The 16,532-nt window shown below is 43.6% G+C and carries 15 protein-coding genes and 1 other RNA gene; 3 read left to right on the top strand and 13 right to left on the bottom strand.

Features of this window, described 5'->3' with window-relative positions; all coding sequences use genetic code 11:
- Positions 1 to 1,059 precede the first annotated feature (1,059 nt).
- Positions 1,060 to 1,503 (top strand): helix-turn-helix domain-containing protein, encoded by a 444-nt coding sequence (locus tag IQ246_RS03615; RefSeq protein ID WP_194000176.1) that lies wholly within the window; start codon positions 1,060 to 1,062, stop codon positions 1,501 to 1,503.
- Positions 1,504 to 1,993: 490 nt separating this feature from the next.
- Here IQ246_RS03615 and ssrA read toward each other — a convergent pair.
- The 13 genes from ssrA to IQ246_RS03550 form a co-directional block, all read right to left on the bottom strand.
- Positions 1,994 to 2,383: a transfer-messenger RNA gene (gene ssrA, locus IQ246_RS03610) on the bottom strand.
- Between the two features lie 17 nt (positions 2,384 to 2,400).
- Complete coding sequence (locus IQ246_RS03605; RefSeq protein ID WP_194000174.1) at positions 2,401 to 2,829, bottom strand: class I SAM-dependent methyltransferase; 429 nt, start codon at positions 2,827 to 2,829, stop codon at positions 2,401 to 2,403.
- A gap of 92 nt (positions 2,830 to 2,921) precedes the next feature.
- Entirely contained in the window at positions 2,922 to 3,869 is a 948-nt protein-coding gene (locus IQ246_RS03600) for a F0F1 ATP synthase subunit gamma (RefSeq protein ID WP_194000173.1), read from the bottom strand.
- A 98-nt stretch (positions 3,870 to 3,967) separates the two neighbouring features.
- The gene (gene atpA, locus IQ246_RS03595; protein ID WP_194000172.1) at positions 3,968 to 5,488 is read right to left on the bottom strand and encodes a F0F1 ATP synthase subunit alpha; all 1,521 of its coding nucleotides are present in this window, start codon (positions 5,486 to 5,488) and stop codon (positions 3,968 to 3,970) included.
- Positions 5,489 to 5,649: 161 nt separating this feature from the next.
- A complete protein-coding gene (gene atpH / locus IQ246_RS03590) occupies positions 5,650 to 6,204 on the bottom strand; it encodes an ATP synthase F1 subunit delta (RefSeq protein ID WP_194000171.1) in 555 nt (184 codons plus the stop codon).
- Positions 6,201 to 6,773 carry a F0F1 ATP synthase subunit B gene (locus IQ246_RS03585; RefSeq protein WP_194000170.1) on the bottom strand — a complete coding sequence of 191 codons (573 nt, stop codon included), beginning with the start codon at positions 6,771 to 6,773 and terminating at the stop codon, positions 6,201 to 6,203. The genes atpH and IQ246_RS03585 overlap by 4 nt, the downstream gene beginning before the upstream one ends.
- A gap of 163 nt (positions 6,774 to 6,936) precedes the next feature.
- Complete coding sequence (locus IQ246_RS03580) at positions 6,937 to 7,368, bottom strand: F0F1 ATP synthase subunit B' (RefSeq protein ID WP_194000169.1); 432 nt, start codon at positions 7,366 to 7,368, stop codon at positions 6,937 to 6,939.
- A gap of 180 nt (positions 7,369 to 7,548) precedes the next feature.
- A complete protein-coding gene (gene atpE, locus IQ246_RS03575) occupies positions 7,549 to 7,797 on the bottom strand; it encodes an ATP synthase F0 subunit C (protein WP_073640718.1) in 249 nt (82 codons plus the stop codon).
- A 149-nt stretch (positions 7,798 to 7,946) separates the two neighbouring features.
- Positions 7,947 to 8,708 (bottom strand): F0F1 ATP synthase subunit A, encoded by a 762-nt coding sequence (atpB, locus tag IQ246_RS03570; protein WP_191759626.1) that lies wholly within the window; start codon positions 8,706 to 8,708, stop codon positions 7,947 to 7,949.
- A gap of 65 nt (positions 8,709 to 8,773) precedes the next feature.
- Positions 8,774 to 9,214 (bottom strand): ATP synthase subunit I, encoded by a 441-nt coding sequence (locus IQ246_RS03565; protein WP_194000168.1) that lies wholly within the window; start codon positions 9,212 to 9,214, stop codon positions 8,774 to 8,776.
- Between the two features lie 159 nt (positions 9,215 to 9,373).
- On the bottom strand, positions 9,374 to 9,595 hold the full coding sequence (locus tag IQ246_RS03560) for a hypothetical protein (protein WP_194000167.1): 222 nt from the start codon (positions 9,593 to 9,595) through the stop codon (positions 9,374 to 9,376).
- A gap of 43 nt (positions 9,596 to 9,638) precedes the next feature.
- The gene (locus IQ246_RS03555; protein WP_194000166.1) at positions 9,639 to 10,820 is read right to left on the bottom strand and encodes a bifunctional 2-polyprenyl-6-hydroxyphenol methylase/3-demethylubiquinol 3-O-methyltransferase UbiG; all 1,182 of its coding nucleotides are present in this window, start codon (positions 10,818 to 10,820) and stop codon (positions 9,639 to 9,641) included.
- 177 nt (positions 10,821 to 10,997) lie between these two features.
- Entirely contained in the window at positions 10,998 to 11,540 is a 543-nt protein-coding gene (locus IQ246_RS03550; RefSeq protein WP_194000165.1) for a hypothetical protein, read from the bottom strand.
- Between the two features lie 731 nt (positions 11,541 to 12,271).
- Between IQ246_RS03550 and IQ246_RS03545 the strand changes: the two genes are divergently transcribed.
- Both IQ246_RS03545 and apcA read left to right on the top strand, forming a co-directional pair.
- Positions 12,272 to 15,634 (top strand): phycobilisome rod-core linker polypeptide, encoded by a 3,363-nt coding sequence (locus tag IQ246_RS03545; RefSeq protein ID WP_194000164.1) that lies wholly within the window; start codon positions 12,272 to 12,274, stop codon positions 15,632 to 15,634.
- Positions 15,635 to 16,014: 380 nt separating this feature from the next.
- Complete coding sequence (gene apcA, locus IQ246_RS03540; protein WP_162399878.1) at positions 16,015 to 16,500, top strand: allophycocyanin subunit alpha; 486 nt, start codon at positions 16,015 to 16,017, stop codon at positions 16,498 to 16,500.
- The last annotated feature ends 32 nt before the right edge of the window (positions 16,501 to 16,532 follow it).

Raw genomic sequence — 16,532 nt, 5'->3', positions numbered from 1 at the left:
CCGCGTCTACCTTGAAAACCATAGTTTTTTGGAATTAGAGTAAAGCTCAGAACTCAAGCCACAAGAGAATAATACACTCTCCTTAAAAACTCCAGGTTTCAAAATAGACGGGGTTTAATAGCCAGTTTAATTTCTACAGTGAACTATGCAGTTAACTTGAAATAGTTAATTGTCAAATATTTAAGTAATATTGCTTAGTGGCAACTAAAGCTTTATTTAAAGTTGCCAGAAATTGCTGGTACACACTAGCCCGCAATTGCAGTCTAAAGTATTAAGCGATCGCAAAATTGGTATCTCGTAATTTTACTTGCAATTAAATATCAAACATTAAGCTAGAAAAGTTCATTCTTTCAAGTACTTACTGAGATAATAAGTAGGAAAAGTAGGGTGAATTCTTTAGAAGTTTTTAACAAGCATCAAATATGCTGTTGTTAATATGTTTTTTAATGAACATTCTACATGCCACTATCTTGATAAATTTTTCGTCACGTAAAGTGTAAATTTTCTGTAAAGTAAAGAAAACAGCAATTTTACAGAGATAATCAAAGCAAATTAGCTAAAACCAGTTTAATAAAAAAGTCTAGGCTTTTACATCTTTTTCTACTCATCCAAATGCAAATTTTTATAAAAATCATTTTTAAAGTTTCGATAAACTAGCAGTAAAAATACGAATAATCAACTAAATTTTAATGCTACACTTTAGTTAGTGTGGATTTTAGATATTAGTTAGGACGACGCTAATACATTATTATTGTTATAGCGATTAGCTCTGGCTTCTTGCTACCCGACAAAGCACCCTGTAAAGGCTAAAGCTATTGTTTGCCTAATTTTGTGCGTAAATCATTACTTGATGATCAACTCCAGACTTTAACAAGTGTTTTTCAAGCTAGTACTTCTCACATAACATGCCTTCAGGCTAGACTCCGGCATCCTTAAACATGTAGTTCAGTTATTTTAGTGTGTTATTAAATACTGTGTGTAAGTAAGTATATAGGCTTGCATTGACACAACAATTGAAAAAACTGACTGTGTGAAAGACTACCGCTTATGGGATGCCGATTGAGAATTTTTTTAACAGAAGAGGAAAAGCAGACTTTGGAAGAGTTAAGGAAAGCCAAAGAGGTTCCTCAACGTACTAAAGATCGCGCTCAAGTTTTACTACTGAATGCTCGTGGCTTAAAAAACGAGCAGATTGCTCAAGGCTTGAACTGGGCAATTTCAACGGTACGTCAAACCCTTCATCGCTGGGACAAGATGGGGTTAGTAGGACTATGGGATGCTCCTGGTCGAGGGGGAAAACCCCGATATTCGGAATCAGACTTGGTTTACCTGGAAAATTGCTTAGCTCAAGAGCCACAGACTTATAACTCTAAACAACTAGCAAAAAAACTGGCTTCTGAGCGCCAAGTAAACTTGAGCGCCGACCGACTGCGACGGGTACTAAAAAAAAGGGGAAAAAGGTTTGGAAACACACCTACACAACACCATAAACAAAACGATTAGCTGATTGCGAAGGATTAATTGTTTTGACTTTTAATGTTTAGTAGTTGGAAGACAGGAGATAGGAGTCATTAATTACTCGCTTCCCTAGTTTCGCCTGCCTCCTCTGCTTGCTCCCTTATCTTCCCCTCTCCCTGTGCTTCCTATGTATCAAACTATTGATGTAATTCATAATTTGAGAATCCTTACAACAATTTTCATTTCAATTGAGTAAACTACAGCAAATATAGCGGTTCCCGCATGGGTAAGGTACAAAAAAATAATTAACCACAGGGCACGGCATTGGCGTGTCCCTACGCGTGTACCTCATTCAAATGAGAATCGCTATAGTTCCTTAATAGTAGGGTGGGCATTGTAATGCACACCCTACTGTGGTTTATTCATAAAAACTCGCTGTATGAAAGTCGTCAGCGAAATTACACATTACCTTCTATCCATAAAACAAAATCCACCTACACATCAAAAGTGTCAGGTGGATTTGTTAATTATGCGTTAGTGGATCCGAGCAGAGTCGAACTGCTGTCCAAATTGGGTATTGACCCCCCGCTCATTCACAGGTTTAGCCTTTCTGACCCTCAAGGCGGGAATCGTTCATTATCCCGAACGTAGGATGCTCTGATTTAATCTTAGCTAGCAAGCCAACCAGAGAACGCTTGCTAGAGCATCCGTTGGGGTTTGGTCTTCAGTCCTTAACGGAGTCAAACTAAAGACGCTCGAACCTATAAGAGGTGTTTAGGCAGCTACTAGAGCGTCCTTACGAGCAAATTTAACGATGTTATTCGCATTTACTTTTTTTTCGAGCCTTTGATTTTCGAGAGACGACTCACTCTCGACCTGAATCACAGAGCAGCGTTCGCCAACCTGTCGAAACCGTGACGGACCCATGTCTCATATTTATTATTATAGTGTATTGTTTTTGAAATGTGTTGTAAGACAATGAAGTCGAGCAAAAGCTTGCAACGCAGCCACAGCACCTCGCTTTTCTAACAGCATGAACGAGCCAAAAGAAACAGCGATCGCACTAAACTTACCAGGAATGTCAAGATTCTCTATTCTACCGTGATGAAGAACAGGATTTAGCTTCCGTTCCACACAGTGCTTTCGACAAACAGCCAGCATATCTAGTGAAGTATCGATACCCTCAACGTTGATACCAGCTTCTAACAGTGGTATGAGTAATCGTCCCGTCCCAACCATTGCCTCAAGAATTCTGCCACCGATTCGGGAAAGGTGGCTGATGTAGTAGGGCACATCGGGGTATTCTCCACCAATGGGCTTGGTGATGTCATAAACTTCGGTACACAAGGGCCCGTATGCAGTCAATGTCATCTAATTAAAAAGTCCCAAATACTAAAAATAGCCAATTGCTAATAAGACAACTAGCAATTAGCTATTTATTACAACTACCAATGAGTAATTCTCTAAGTTAGTGCTTCTGCACCACCAACAACCTCAAGGAGTTCTTGGGTAATTGCGGCTTGTCGGGCTTTGTTATAAGACAACGTTAGGGTGTTAATCAACTCACCAGCATTCTCGCTAGCGTTACTCATGGCTGTCATCCGTGCTGCTAGTTCGCTAGCAGCTGATTCTTGCAGCGCTCGCAATAGCTGATTACTCAAATAAAGAGGTAACAGAGAATCAAGAATCTGCACTGGATCTTGCTCGAAAATCATGTCACGAGCTAACGGGCGGACTTGGGTAGTGACTTTCTCTCGTTCAACTTGAAATTGACCGCCACGGGTTGTCAGGCGGAAGATTTCGTCATCAGCTGCTTCTAGACCTTGAAGATCAAGGGGAAGCAAGGTTTGCACCACAGGACGTGAGCTAACCAAGGAGACAAATCTGGTATAGATTAACTCAATGCGGTCTACTTTTTCCGAAAGAAATAAGGAAAGCAGTTGGTCGGCAATTTGAGTAGCTTCCGGTGCGGTGGGAATTTGTTCTAAACCGGTGTAGGTAGCATCAATAGGCTGACTGCGGCGTTGAAAATATTGTGTAGCTTTGCGTCCAACAAGCACAAATGTATAGTCTAGACCTTCTGCCTTGATTTCTTTGGCGCGGTTTTCTGCACGACGGATGACGTTAGTATTGTAGCCGCCACACAAACCGCGATCGCCAGAAATAACCAACAGTCCTACGGACTTAACTTGTCGTTTTTTTAGCAGTGGTAAGTTTGCTTCTTCAAACCGTAGACGGGTTTGCAAACCATACAATACTTGTGCTAAGCGGTCGGCAAAGGGTCGAGTCAACAGCACTTGTTCTTGCGCGCGACGCACTCTAGCCGCAGCCACTAGACGCATGGCTTCTGTGATTTTTTTAGTGTTTTTGACCGACTGAATGCGATCGCGTATCGATTTGAGATTGGCCATAATTTTTTCCTTAGTCGTCGTTAGTCATTTGTCCTTTTTCATTAGTCATTAGTGATTAGTTCTTTACCAATGACCAATGACCAATGACCAATGACTAATTAAGCTGTTGCTTTGAAGGTTTTCTTGTACTCGGTTAGCGCTTCCTTCAAGGCTGCTTCTTCTTCATCACCCAGTACTTTTTTGCTTTGCACTGATTGCGTGTACTGAGGTTTGCCAGTTTTTAAGTACTCCCGCAGACCTTTAGTAAAGGTTGTTACTTGATTGACTGGTACATCATCTAAATAGCCATTAATACCAGCATAGAGAATGGCTACTTGCTCAGACACTGAAAGCGGGGAATTTTGTGGCTGCTTGAGCAGTTCTCGTAAGCGTTGACCCCGTGCCAACTGGTCTTGAGTGGCTTTATCTAAGTCGGAAGCAAATTGTGCGAAGGCTTGTAGGTCGTCAAATTGCGCCAGTTCTAATTTAATCTTGCCGGCAACTTTTTTCATTGCCTTGGTTTGAGCCGCAGAACCCACGCGGGATACGGAAATACCGGGGTTTACAGCAGGACGGATACCGGAGTTAAATAGATCAGAAGACAGGAATATCTGACCATCGGTAATAGAAATCACATTTGTGGGGATGTATGCTGAAACGTCACCTGCTTGGGTTTCGATAATTGGTAGGGCAGTCATGCTACCTTTACCCAATTCATCACTCAGCTTTGCTGCTCTTTCTAACAAGCGGGAGTGGATGTAGAAAACATCTCCAGGATAAGCTTCGCGTCCGGGTGGACGACGCAATAATAGGGACATTTGTCGATAAGCTTGGGCTTGCTTGGAGAGGTCATCATAAATCACCAGGGTGGCTTTGCCCTTGTACATAAAGTACTCAGCAATAGTTGCTCCAGTGTAGGGAGCTAAATATTGTAGGGTTGCTGGTTCACTGGCACTAGCGGCGACGACGACGGTGTAATCCATCGCGCCTTTTTCTTGCAATGTCTGCACCACGTTAGCAACAGTGGAAGCTTTTTGACCGATGGCAACGTAGACACAGACTACATCTTCTTCTTTTTGATTGATGATCGTGTCAATAGCGATCGCAGTTTTGCCGGTTTGACGGTCACCAATAATCAACTCCCGCTGACCACGGCCGATGGGAATCATTGAGTCAATAGCTGTGATACCCGTTTGCATGGGTTCGTGTACCGACCGACGCGCAATGATGCCGGGTGCTGGAGATTCAATCAAACGGCTCTCTGAAGACTTGATATCTCCCTTACCATCGATGGGGCGACCCAAAGCGTCTACAACTCGTCCAATTAAGGCTTCACCCACCCCTACCTGGGCAATTCTGCCAGTGGCGGTGACGGAGCTACCTTCTTGAATTTCTATCCCTTCACCCATGAGCACTGCGCCCACGTTGTCTTCTTCTAAGTTCTGAGCGATACCAATTGTACCGTCTTCAAATTCTAGAAGTTCTCCAGCCATAGCCTGGTCTAGTCCATAGATCCGGGCAATACCATCACCAACTTGCAGGACTGTACCAACATTAGCAACTTTGACTTCTTGGTCGTATTGCTCGATTTGTTGTTGGATAATGCTGCTGATTTCGTCAGGTCTAATTGAAATACTCATGTGTTTATTTTGTTTGCTTTCGAGACGGAAAAAGTCATTAGTTAGGAGGTAAGAGTTAGGAATGATGAGTTAAAAATCCAAAAATTAAAAGTTAAAAGTTCAAATAAATTACTTTTTATTTAACTCCTAACTCCTAACTTCTCACTCCTAACTCTAATCTTCTAGCTATTGGTTAAGCGTAAGGAAAGGCGACGCAACTGACCTCGTAAACTAGCGTCAATTACCTGCGAGCCTACTTTGATGATCACACCACCAATTAACTCGCTATCTATCTTAGTTTCTAGTTCTACCTGGCGAGCTTTACTGATGGCAATCACTTTTTCGATGATTGCCTGCTGTTGAGCTTCGGTGAGGGGAACGGCTGAAGTCACTTCCGCTAATACGGTTTGATTCAACTGCCGCAACAGCGCCAGATACTGCTGTAAAATTGGTTCCAAGAACGCAATGCGCCGTTTATCTACCAATACCAGCAAAAAATTGCGTAAGTAAGGGTTAGCGCTTTCGCCGAGTATTTGTCTGATCAGAGCTTTTTTTTTCTCAGACTGAATAAACGGATTACCAAAGAAGTTCTGTAGCTCTCTGTTTTCTGAGAGTAGGCTCAGGAAAGTACGCGCATCTTCCCCAAATTCTTCTGTCAAGTTTTTCGATTGCGCTATTGACAAAAGTGCCTGTGCATAAGGCTGGGCTACTTCGGCTGTTGCTACTTTACTTGTCATACATTGCCTCCCAGTTGAGCGATGCTACGGTCAATTAACATTTGTTGAGCATCGTCGGCAATGCCGCTTTTGAGTTGTGACTCGACTTTTTGCAATGCCAGAGTAGCTACTCGCTGACGCAGTTGGGCGATCGCTCGCTCTGTTTCGCTGTTTAAATCCGCTGCTGCTGTTTGTTTCAAGCGTTCTACGTCTTGCACTGCCCGCTCCAACAAGGCTTCTTTTGATGCCTGGGCGTTTTCTTGGGCAGATTTGCGGATCCGTTGTGCTTCTGCCTGAGCTTGGATCAACTGCTCTTGCGCCTTGGATAGAGCAGTCTGTGCTTCTTTTAAGCGCCCTTCTGCTTCCTGAATCAAGGTTGCAATATTTGACTTTCGCTCATTCAGGATATTGCTTAAAACTTTCCGTCCGAAGTAGAATAATATGCCAACTAGAATCGCTAGGTTAATGAGATTGGTTTCAAAAATGTCTATGTTTAGACCGAAACCACCTTCTGCTGCGCCTTCTGCCAATTCAGAATGAACAGCGTTCGCTTCTGCGGCAAGTAATAAGAATGTGCCCATGATACCCATCTACAAGTGCGCTGCTCGCTTGCTAATAGTATTGTATTTTCCCAAAGGGAAATAAATTGTATTTTCCTGAAGGGAAAAAGTGCCTTTTTTTGACACTTAAACTTAGCGATCTGGGACTAGCGCCCAGACGCGCGTATGCTTTTACAGAAGCAGTCTTGTCAGCTTAGCTAACTAGAGTTGCTCCCAAAAGTTTTTCTAGAATCTGCCTGCTGAGAGCATCAACCCGTTGCTCTAAGGTACGCATAGCTTCTTGCTTTTGTTGCTCTATTTCAACAGCAGCCTGTTCTCGTTGTGCCTGAGCTTCCTGTTGCGCCTCAGCGATTTTCTGGGCAGTAATTTTCTTAGCTTCAGTCTGAGCTGCTTCTACAGTAGCTTGCGATTGCCTGCGAGCTTCTGCGAGCTGCTGCTCATATTCTGTGGCTAAGCGCTCAGCTTTAGCCAAGCGTTCCCGCGCCTCAAGGGTATTCGTTCGGATGTAACTATCGCGATCGTCTAGTACCTTAGTCAGTGGCTTGTAGAAAATTGCATTCAACAAAGCTGCCAACAGTAGGAATTGCAATGCCATTAAGGGCAAAGTAGCATTGAAATCAAACATTTCTCTCCTCTTTGGCTGGAGTAGCAGTTTTCATGGCTAGCAAGATCATCCAACCTTTAATATTTTAGAGACCCATAGCCAACAAGGGTCAACTACATCAGAACGACTAAATGCTCAAAAAATTTCCGTTGTAGAGACGTGAACCATCACGCCTCTACACTAAGGAAAGCTTTGTAGCTCTTATCCCGCGAAGGGGTTAGCAAACAACAGTACCAGGGCAATCACTAGACCATAAATAGTCAAGGATTCCATGAAAGCCAAGGTTAATAGCAGAGTACCCCGAATTTTTCCTTCTGCTTCAGGTTGACGTGCGATACCTTCTACTGCTTGTCCAGCAGCATTTCCTTGACCAATACCAGGGCCAATTGCAGCTAAACCAATTGCTAGAGCAGCAGCCAGAACTGAAGCAGCAGAAACTAATGGATCCATGTTGATTTTCCTTACTTTGAATACAGAACTAACAAAAGTACGTTAACGACTAGAAACGTGTTTTTCACGCTGCACCGAGTTCTCATAATCGCGCTTGGCGATGTTTTGAGCGAAGATGCTCGTCGGAACTGTGCTATCAACTGAGAAGCCTAATGCTCCTCATGCTCATCTCCACCATGTCCCTCCATCGCCTCATGAATATATGCTCCGGCTAGGGTGGCAAAAACCAGGGCTTGGATGGCACTGGTAAACAAACCTAAAGCCATCACGGGCAGAGGTACAAATAGAGGAACCAGCAGAACCAGCACCGCTACCACTAATTCATCCGCTAATATATTGCCAAAAAGACGGAAGCTAAGGGAGAGGGGCTTGGTGAAATCTTCTAGGATTGCGATCGGCAATAGAACAGGTGTTGGCTCAATATATTTCTTAAAGTAGCCCAAACCTCGCTTGCTAAAACCCGCGTAAAAGTACGCTAAAGATGTCAGCAATGCCAATGCTACAGTCGTATTGATGTCATTGGTGGGAGCTGCCAATTCACCCGATGGCAGCTTGATTAGCTTCCAGGGAATTAGAGCACCTGACCAGTTCGATACGAAGATAAACAAAAACAATGTGCCAATAAAAGGCACCCAAGGACGGTACTCTTTTTCACCAAGTTGGTTTTTTGCTAGATCCCGAATAAACTCTAGGGCATATTCCATTAAATTCTGGATGCCGCTGGGAATTCTCTGGATGTTGCGAGTCGCAGCTAGCGAAGCCACTACTAGAATGCTAATCACAAACCACGAGGTGAGAAAAACTTGCCCATGAATTTTAAGATTGCCCAATTGCCAGTAGAAATGTTGACCTACTTCTAATTCGGCGAGGGGAAAAGAATTAAAGGCGTTTAAGACACTAAGCATTTGCATTCTTCAAGCAAGAATTTTCCCCAACGAGCGAGGATAGGGAGTATTGTCTTTGTGAGCCTGACTTTTTAAGAATCAGGTATGAACGCAGTTTGCACCGTATAGACGATGAGCGTGGCTTTGTAAGTTAGAAACCCTAAAAATATGGGCAGAACATGTAGCTCTTGCCATTGAGTTGCCAATACAATCAACCCAATAAACAAAGCCAAACGATTTTTGCTCAAACTGGTTTTCTGATTATCGAGCCGCTCAACATCTTTAGCCAGCATTTTTAAGTAAACCACACCTGTACACGCCCCAATCAAATAATTCAGGGCAATGTTTAAGGAATAAAAAATCCACACAGAGATAAAAATAACCCCCGTCAAGACAAGCGTGATTGTCAACAGTTGCCGGAAGAGTTGATAGAACTCTTGCATAGAGTTCCCTGATTCTGTATCCTCAGAACCAGATTGAGCATCTTGTTGTGTTGTCGGAGTGGGTGCAATTGATTCTTCTGACAAGCTCACGGGACTTGAAACCAGTACAGCTAACTATTGATGACTGTACATTCAGTCAGCTGAATCATATCACGCTCCGGTAACAATACTTTAGAAAAAAACAATTAACTTCTTGTCAGCAAAAAGCATGATGAGCGATCGCTCTTGAGCACGAAGTATAAATTACTTTTACAAGTTCATGTTGCGAAAAGTTACATTGTGTAAAAATAATGCCCTGTGTCTTGTAAAGAAGGCGTCTTCTCTGCGAGACGCTGCGCGTTGGCGGTTCGATAAATTAAGCTTTTTGGCAATTTTGCGTAAGTTCTGACAAATAAACACACAGAGAACTTCTGAGCGCCGCAAGTCGGCGCTCAGAAGTTCGTAGAACACAAATAGTTTATCGGCGTTCATGTCTTGTAGGTTTGAGGGACAAGTTCCAAAGGAAACTGCCGTATTAAACTGGTGTTAACAAAATCAACTGTTGCTTGAGAAGCGTTCTAACTTCATCAAGTCCCATCTGTACACCTGCTAAAATCTCTGTCACCGTTGAATTACCATCGCATTTTTGCAGAAACTCAAACTCTGCTACTGATAAGTTAACAATCTGGTAATCGTAATTAAAAAAACATTGGCTGGGAAATCCTTCAATACAAGGATTGAGTTCAGGTATTGCCGTTAATAAGACATCATCCTCTGACCAATCAGCTTTGATCACAGTAGGACGACCGAGGAAAAACTCGTAATGAGTAACTTCTGGATCGAGTAATTCTATCAAGCGATGACGCTGGCGATCGCCTAATCCCTGTGCCCGTTCCATCAACTCTGGTGCTTTGCCCAAAAGTCTTTCTAACTGCCAAAAACTAGGATTTGAAAAGCCAATAAACTCCAAGCCGGAAGCATCAATTAATTCAAACAGCGTCTCAATGTTGTAATCAATCTCCTGGGGATGAACATACATATCGGCAAAGTATTCATCCTTGTGGTTTTCTAATGACCAACGCTGCTTATCGGATTTGACAATTCGATTATTTTCTGGTAGAGAGGCGAATATTTGCCGCCCAACTTGCACACCATCGCGGTAGTCACCCCGTTTGTCGCCTTGGAGGAGAGCGATCGCTTGTTGCATAAGTTGAATTTCCCAGCGTCCCAATTCCCCGTACACAAAAATGTGCATTAAGCCGCCTGGAGCTAACTTCTTCGCCAAAGCTTGAATGCCGCGAATTGGATCGGGGGTATGGTGTAAAACGCCGACACAGTTAATTAAATCAAACTCACCTGACAATTGTTCCACATCATACAAGCTCAGGTGGTGAAACTCAACGCGGTTAGCCCCTGAACGTTGACAACGCTCTTTTGCCACAGCCAAAGCGCCAGTACTGAGGTCAATTCCTACAACAGAAGCTTGGGGATTAAGGTGAACAAGGTACTCTGTACCTACTCCTGTACCGCAACCAGCATCTAAAATACGGATATCCTGCTTTTGGGGTTTTTGACCAGTACAGAAGCTATGGGCGGCTAGCCAATTCCAGCGCCAGTTGTAGCCGGGAGGTGGTTCATCTAATAGAGCTTCCGGCGGAAAGGGATATGTGTTGTAGAGTTTAGCAACAGCAGCACTAACAGTTTGAGAATCTGACATGGTGGGGAAAATCGCAGCAACTCTGAGTTTAGCGAATGCTGGGCACTTAGGGTACATCTGATAATCTATTGTGGAACGGATGTAAGATATCCATTGCACAAGAAATCTAAAAAAACATCAAAGTGAAATGATTTACGATCAGTAAATGCTTATGTAAATTCCATAGTACAGCGTTAATTAAATGTCACATTGATTGGTCTGGCAATATTTTGTATTATCTATATCCTGCTGCAACTTATTTAAGGGAATGATCTCAAATCCTGAAGAACCAGGTAAATCAGTTCCACCCTCGAATTCAAAAACAGTGTAAGCAAATTTTTGCCCGCGATAAAAGTGGATGTCAGAAATTTTGGTGACATAGCGAGCATTTTTGAAATCATTGGCAATATTAGAACCATAAATGTCTTGAAGGAATTTCACCGCTTTGGCATTTTTCTGAGTGAATCTGAGCTTGGAGTCACCGTTTACAGATATACTCTCGCTACGCACTTTCTGTTGATCAACACTCACATGAAAGCTCAGATTATCCCTTGTGCCGTAATAAGTTAACGTTTCGCTGCTATATGTCAGAGTTGGTAATTGAGGTTTGGTTTTTACCCACTTCAAGACAGTGTTAATATTCTGTCCTGGTAAGGCGTTTGCAGGAGCAAAAGCAAAGGTTACAACTAGGGTAGACAAAGCAGCAAAGTATAACCATTTAAATTTATTACTCTTAAGCATAATAATTTTTTAATGTATCAGGACTTACGCAAGTGTCACAAAAATCTCAATTTTTTGTTTGTAGTGAGGACTAAAGTCCTTACTACGAACTTAAAATAATATGCCAGTTGCGTAAGTCCTGTGTATGAATACTGACGGCAACAGCTTAACTCACGCCAAGATATTTCTGCTTCGGTAATTATTGGGTTTTTATAAAAGATACACAGATCTATTCCTTAAATATTGCTAAACAAAAAAATGTATTAATTTATATTGGTTGTTTACGGAAGGTTTGGAGAAATAGTTGCCTGAATTTTATTGCTGTTAAATATTAAGACAGGAGTAAACGGGTAGCAGCTTGTCGTTTGAGCTTTTCAGTACGTAAGTCCCAAACGGGTGTAGACTTCAGTAGATTTTGCTTTGTCGAATAAAATTAAGTGTTCAAAATCTGGGTAAAATGTTTTTGTAGTGTTTTGTAACTTGTTAGATACAAAGCCAAGTTTTTGTATCTAGCAAGTAAGAGTTTTCATTTTGGAAACTTGATACACCAAGCTCAAGGTTGTACACACTTCTTAATAAACCAGTCCTGAGAACGCAAAACGTTCTAATCTAAAAGCTGACTGGGTTAATTTACTGGCAGTTTTGAAGGCGGCACTCTAAAGCTCTTAAGGCATAAACATACCGATGTGTCAAGCCTCAAAGCAACCCAGACTTAACACATAAATGATTATGATGGGAGTTTTACAAATCCGATGAGTGTTAAGGCGAGTGGTGGAAGCTCAGTTGCGCGTCCGCAACTATATCAAACCCTAGCAGTGGCGACAATTTCCCAAGCGGAACAACAAGACCGCTTCTTGGGAACCGGTGAACTCAATGAACTGGCAAGCTATTTTGCATCTGGTGCAAAGCGTCTAGAAATTGCCCAGACGCTCACAGAAAATTCTGAGATTATCGTATCTCGAGCTGCCAACCGGATTTTTGTCGGTGGTTCGCCAATGGCTTTTTTAGAAAAGCCGAGGGAACCAGAATTGGCAATGGCTGTTGCTAGTAGTACTAATGTTCAAGACGGGATGAGACTGGGGAATGTCACCTACGTTGAAAGTCGTGGTGGGTTCCTAGAAAATTTACGCTCAATATTTAACTCATCCCCCAGTGGCCCGACACCTCCAGGTTTCAGACCAATCAACGTTGCTCGTTATGGCCCGAGCAACATGGCGAAGAGTTTACGGGACTTATCCTGGTTCTTGCGCTATGCTACATACGCGATCGTCGCTGGCGACCCCAACATCATAGCGGTGAATACACGGGGTCTAAGGGAAATAATTGAAAATGCCTGCTCCGGTGAAGCAACATTGGTGGCTTTGCAGGAAATCTCAGCTGCGGCACTTTCATATTTCCGCAGGGATGCTGAGGCTACAGAGATTGTGTCTCAGTACATGGATGTTTTGCTGACAGAATTCAAAGCAGCCACACCCTCAAATAAACTACGCCAACGTCCTTCAGGTGATCAGCAAGGGTTACAACTGCCACAAATTTACTTTATTGCGGCAGAGCGGCGACCCAAGTTTGTGATGAAGTCTGGGTTGTCAACTAGCGAGAAAAATGAGGTAATCAAAGCAGCGTATCGGCAAATCTTTGAGCGCGACATTACCCGTGCTTATAGCTTGTCGATATCTGACCTAGAATCCAAGGTGAAAAATGGCGACATCTCGATGAAAGAGTTTGTTCGCCGTTTAGCAAAATCTCCCCTTTACCAAAAACAGTTTTACCAGCCTTTTATTAACAGCCGAGTTATCGAACTGGCTTTCCGTCACATTCTGGGACGGGGACCAAGTAGCCGCGAAGAGGTACAAAAATACTTTGCGATTATCTCCCAAGGCGGTCTAGCAGCCTTAGTAGATGCTTTAGTAGATTCTGAAGAATACAGCGACTACTTTGGCGAAGAAACAGTACCCTACCTTCGTGGTTTGGGTCAAGAGGCACAAGAATGTCGCAACTGGGGGCCGCAACAAGACCTGTTTAACTACAGTGCGCCTTTCCGCAAAATACCTCAGTTCATCACCACATTTGCTGCTTACGAACAACCACTACCAGATCAACATCCCTACGGTTCTGGTAATGACCCCTTGGAAATCCAGTTTGGGGCAATTTTTCCGAAAGAAACTCGTAATCCTAGCACCAGTCCGGCTCCTTTTGGCAAGGATACCAAACGCATCCTGATCCACCAAGGGGCAGGCATTAATAACCAAAATAGTAATCCCAAGGCGCGAGGCGAGGCTCCCGGTACTCTTGGGCCTAAGGTGTTCAAGCTGGATCAACTTCCTGGCACCATTGGTAAGAAGGCTACCAAAGGTGCAAGTGTAAAATTCTCTGAAAGCTCAACACAAGCAGTGATTAGAGCTGCTTACCTACAAGTTTTCGGACGTGATGTCTACGAAGGTCAGCGCCAGAAGGTATTGGAAATCAAGCTGGAAAACGGCAACATTTCCGTGCGGGAGTTTGTCCGTGCTTTGGCTAAGTCAGATATATTCCGTAACCTTTACTGGACATCGCTGTATGTTTGTAAGGCGATAGAGTACATCCATCGTCGCTTATTGGGTCGTCCGACCTACGGTCGTCAAGAACTCAACAAGTACTTTGACATTGCCTCGAAAAAGGGCTTTTATGCGGTGGTTGACGCCATCATTGATAGCCTAGAGTACACTGAGGCATTTGGTGAAGATACAGTTCCCTACGAACGGTATCTGACTCCTGGTGGTGTGGCACTACGACAGCTGCGGGTTGGTAGCATTCGTGAAGATGTCGGCACAAGAGTTAAGAAGGAAGAAACGCAAAACTTTGTGAAACTGGGTACAGTCACAGAAAATCGGACAGAACCAGATATTCAGTTCCGCATTAACCAAGGTGTCAGCAAGCAGCGAGAACAAACAAAAATCTTTAAGTTGGTAGCGAATACCAGTGATAAAGTTGCAGTAAAAACTTTGATCAGCGCTGCGTACCGCCAGATTTTTGAGCGCGATATTGCACCCTACATCGCCAAAAACGAATTCACAGCGTGGGAAAGCAAGCTAGGGAATGGCGAAATCAGTGTGAAAGAATTTATTGAAGGTTTGGGTTACTCCAACCTCTATCTCAAAGAATTTTACACACCCTACCCCAACACTAAGGTGATTGAGTTAGGAACCAAGCATTTCCTAGGACGCGCACCACTAAACCAGGCAGAAATCCGCAAGTATAACCAGATTTTGGCTACTCAAGGTATTCGTGCCTTCATCAGTGCCCTACTGGATAGTGTGGAATATAATCAGGTGTTTGGTGAAGATACGGTGCCTTACCGTCGCTTCCCGACCCTACCAGCTGCAAACTTCCCGAATACCGAGAAGCTTTACAACCAGCTAACCAAGCAAAATGATGACGTGGTTGTGCCTAGCTTTGAGCCAGTGCAACCCAGCAAAGAATCTGCTAACACACCGCTTTTGACGCGAGCGATCGCACACATAGCAGCGCAAACAAAGGCTACCGAAAATGGCAAGCCCTCGTTTACTGAACTAGGTCGTTCCTACAACGATAGTCCTGGACAGTCTGCAAAAGTGGGTGTAAGTACAAGCTATGGTAAAGCACGTATTTACCGTCTGAGTGAATGCATAAACCAAGCAGAAATGCAACAGGTAATTAATGCTATTTACTGTCAGGTGTTGGATGTATTTAGCTCTCAAGTACCTAATGATTTCCGCCTGGCTCACCTAGACAGCAAGCTCCAGAATGGCGAAATTTCCGTGCGGGAGTTTGTGCGTGAACTCGCAAGTTCGGAAATTTATCGCCAGCGCTTTTACATGCCTTATCCCCACACCAAGGTGATTGAGTTTCTATTGCGCCACCTGTTGGGGCGTACACCCGCAACTCAAGAAGAAATTAGCCAGTATAACAAGCTGCTAGCTGATAGCGGTTTGCAAGCTACTGTAGAAGCAATAGTGGATAGCCCAGAATATTCTTGCTTCTTTGGCGAAGACGTGGTGCCTTATAACCGCTTCCCATCCTTGCCAGCAAACTACCTCGGTAGCGTACAAGCGGCTGCTGACCTGGTGAAACAATCGGGTCGTCAAGGCGATCGCTAAAGCACTACGTGCCAGGATTGGAGACTGGGGAAAACTTTTCCCAATCCCCAATCCCTAAGTACCTAGTCTTCCCTTTGCAACCTTTCGTAATAACGCTTTCAGATTGCAGCGAGGACAGTAAATCTGAAAATTAATATTACAAACTGTTAAGAGCAGTCATAAATGCTCAACAGAATGCCGGAAAATATTTTGCGGAAGGTAGCTGAGTTTAGAAGGTTGTGTACTTGTATTAACTCAAGCAAACTCGTAATGTATTAGCAATAGCAGTTATTTAACTGTTGTATCTAAAAAAACGAGACAACAGAACCTCTGTCTACCAAATTTAAAGTCGTACCAGTTTAATCAAATCCTGGTTTCATTAGTATTGGAGGAATCCATTAATGAGTATCGTCACGAAGTCCATCGTGAATGCTGATGCAGAAGCCCGCTATCTCAGCCCTGGTGAACTGGATCGGATCAAGTCCTTTGTTGCAGGTGGTGAGCGCCGTCTGCGGATTGCTCAAGTTTTGACAGAAAATCGCGAGCGGCTGGTTAAGCAAGCTGGCGACCAACTGTTTCAAAAGCGTCCTGATGTTGTTTCTCCTGGTGGTAACGCCTACGGTCAAGAATTGACCGCTACTTGTCTGCGTGACCTCGATTACTACCTCCGCCTTGTCACCTACGGTATTGTTTCTGGTGACGTTACCCCCATCGAAGAAATCGGTGTTGTGGGTGTCCGCGAAATGTACAAATCCTTGGGAACTCCTATTGAAGGTGTTGCTGAAGGTATCCGTGGTCTGAAGAATGTATCCGCTACACTGCTGTCTGGTGAAGACGCTGCTGAAGCTGGGAACTACTTCGATTACCTAGTTGGCGCCCTACTGTAGGGTGAAGCTGTTTCCTCGGCAAGAAACAGAAG

Origin of the sequence: aff. Roholtiella sp. LEGE 12411 (assembly GCF_015206995.1) — a bacterium.
Lineage (GTDB): Bacteria > Cyanobacteriota > Cyanobacteriia > Cyanobacteriales > Nostocaceae > Komarekiella.
The sequence above is the reverse complement of the archived record's forward strand: the minus strand, read 5'-3'. Positions and strand labels throughout refer to the sequence as shown.

Coding starts and splice junctions, on each gene's coding strand:
- IQ246_RS03605 (WP_194000174.1), bottom strand. CDS start 2,829: ATGACATTGACTGCATACGGGCCCTTGTGTACCGAAGTTTATGACATC.
- IQ246_RS03600 (WP_194000173.1), bottom strand. CDS start 3,869: ATGGCCAATCTCAAATCGATACGCGATCGCATTCAGTCGGTCAAAAAC.
- atpA (WP_194000172.1), bottom strand. CDS start 5,488: ATGAGTATTTCAATTAGACCTGACGAAATCAGCAGCATTATCCAACAA.
- atpH (WP_194000171.1), bottom strand. CDS start 6,204: ATGACAAGTAAAGTAGCAACAGCCGAAGTAGCCCAGCCTTATGCACAG.
- IQ246_RS03585 (WP_194000170.1), bottom strand. CDS start 6,773: ATGGGTATCATGGGCACATTCTTATTACTTGCCGCAGAAGCGAACGCT.
- IQ246_RS03580 (WP_194000169.1), bottom strand. CDS start 7,368: ATGTTTGATTTCAATGCTACTTTGCCCTTAATGGCATTGCAATTCCTA.
- atpE (WP_073640718.1), bottom strand. CDS start 7,797: ATGGATCCATTAGTTTCTGCTGCTTCAGTTCTGGCTGCTGCTCTAGCA.
- atpB (WP_191759626.1), bottom strand. CDS start 8,708: ATGCAAATGCTTAGTGTCTTAAACGCCTTTAATTCTTTTCCCCTCGCC.
- IQ246_RS03560 (WP_194000167.1), bottom strand. CDS start 9,595: ATGAACGCCGATAAACTATTTGTGTTCTACGAACTTCTGAGCGCCGAC.
- IQ246_RS03555 (WP_194000166.1), bottom strand. CDS start 10,820: ATGTCAGATTCTCAAACTGTTAGTGCTGCTGTTGCTAAACTCTACAAC.
- IQ246_RS03550 (WP_194000165.1), bottom strand. CDS start 11,540: ATGCTTAAGAGTAATAAATTTAAATGGTTATACTTTGCTGCTTTGTCT.
- IQ246_RS03545 (WP_194000164.1), top strand. CDS start 12,272: ATGAGTGTTAAGGCGAGTGGTGGAAGCTCAGTTGCGCGTCCGCAACTA.
- apcA (WP_162399878.1), top strand. CDS start 16,015: ATGAGTATCGTCACGAAGTCCATCGTGAATGCTGATGCAGAAGCCCGC.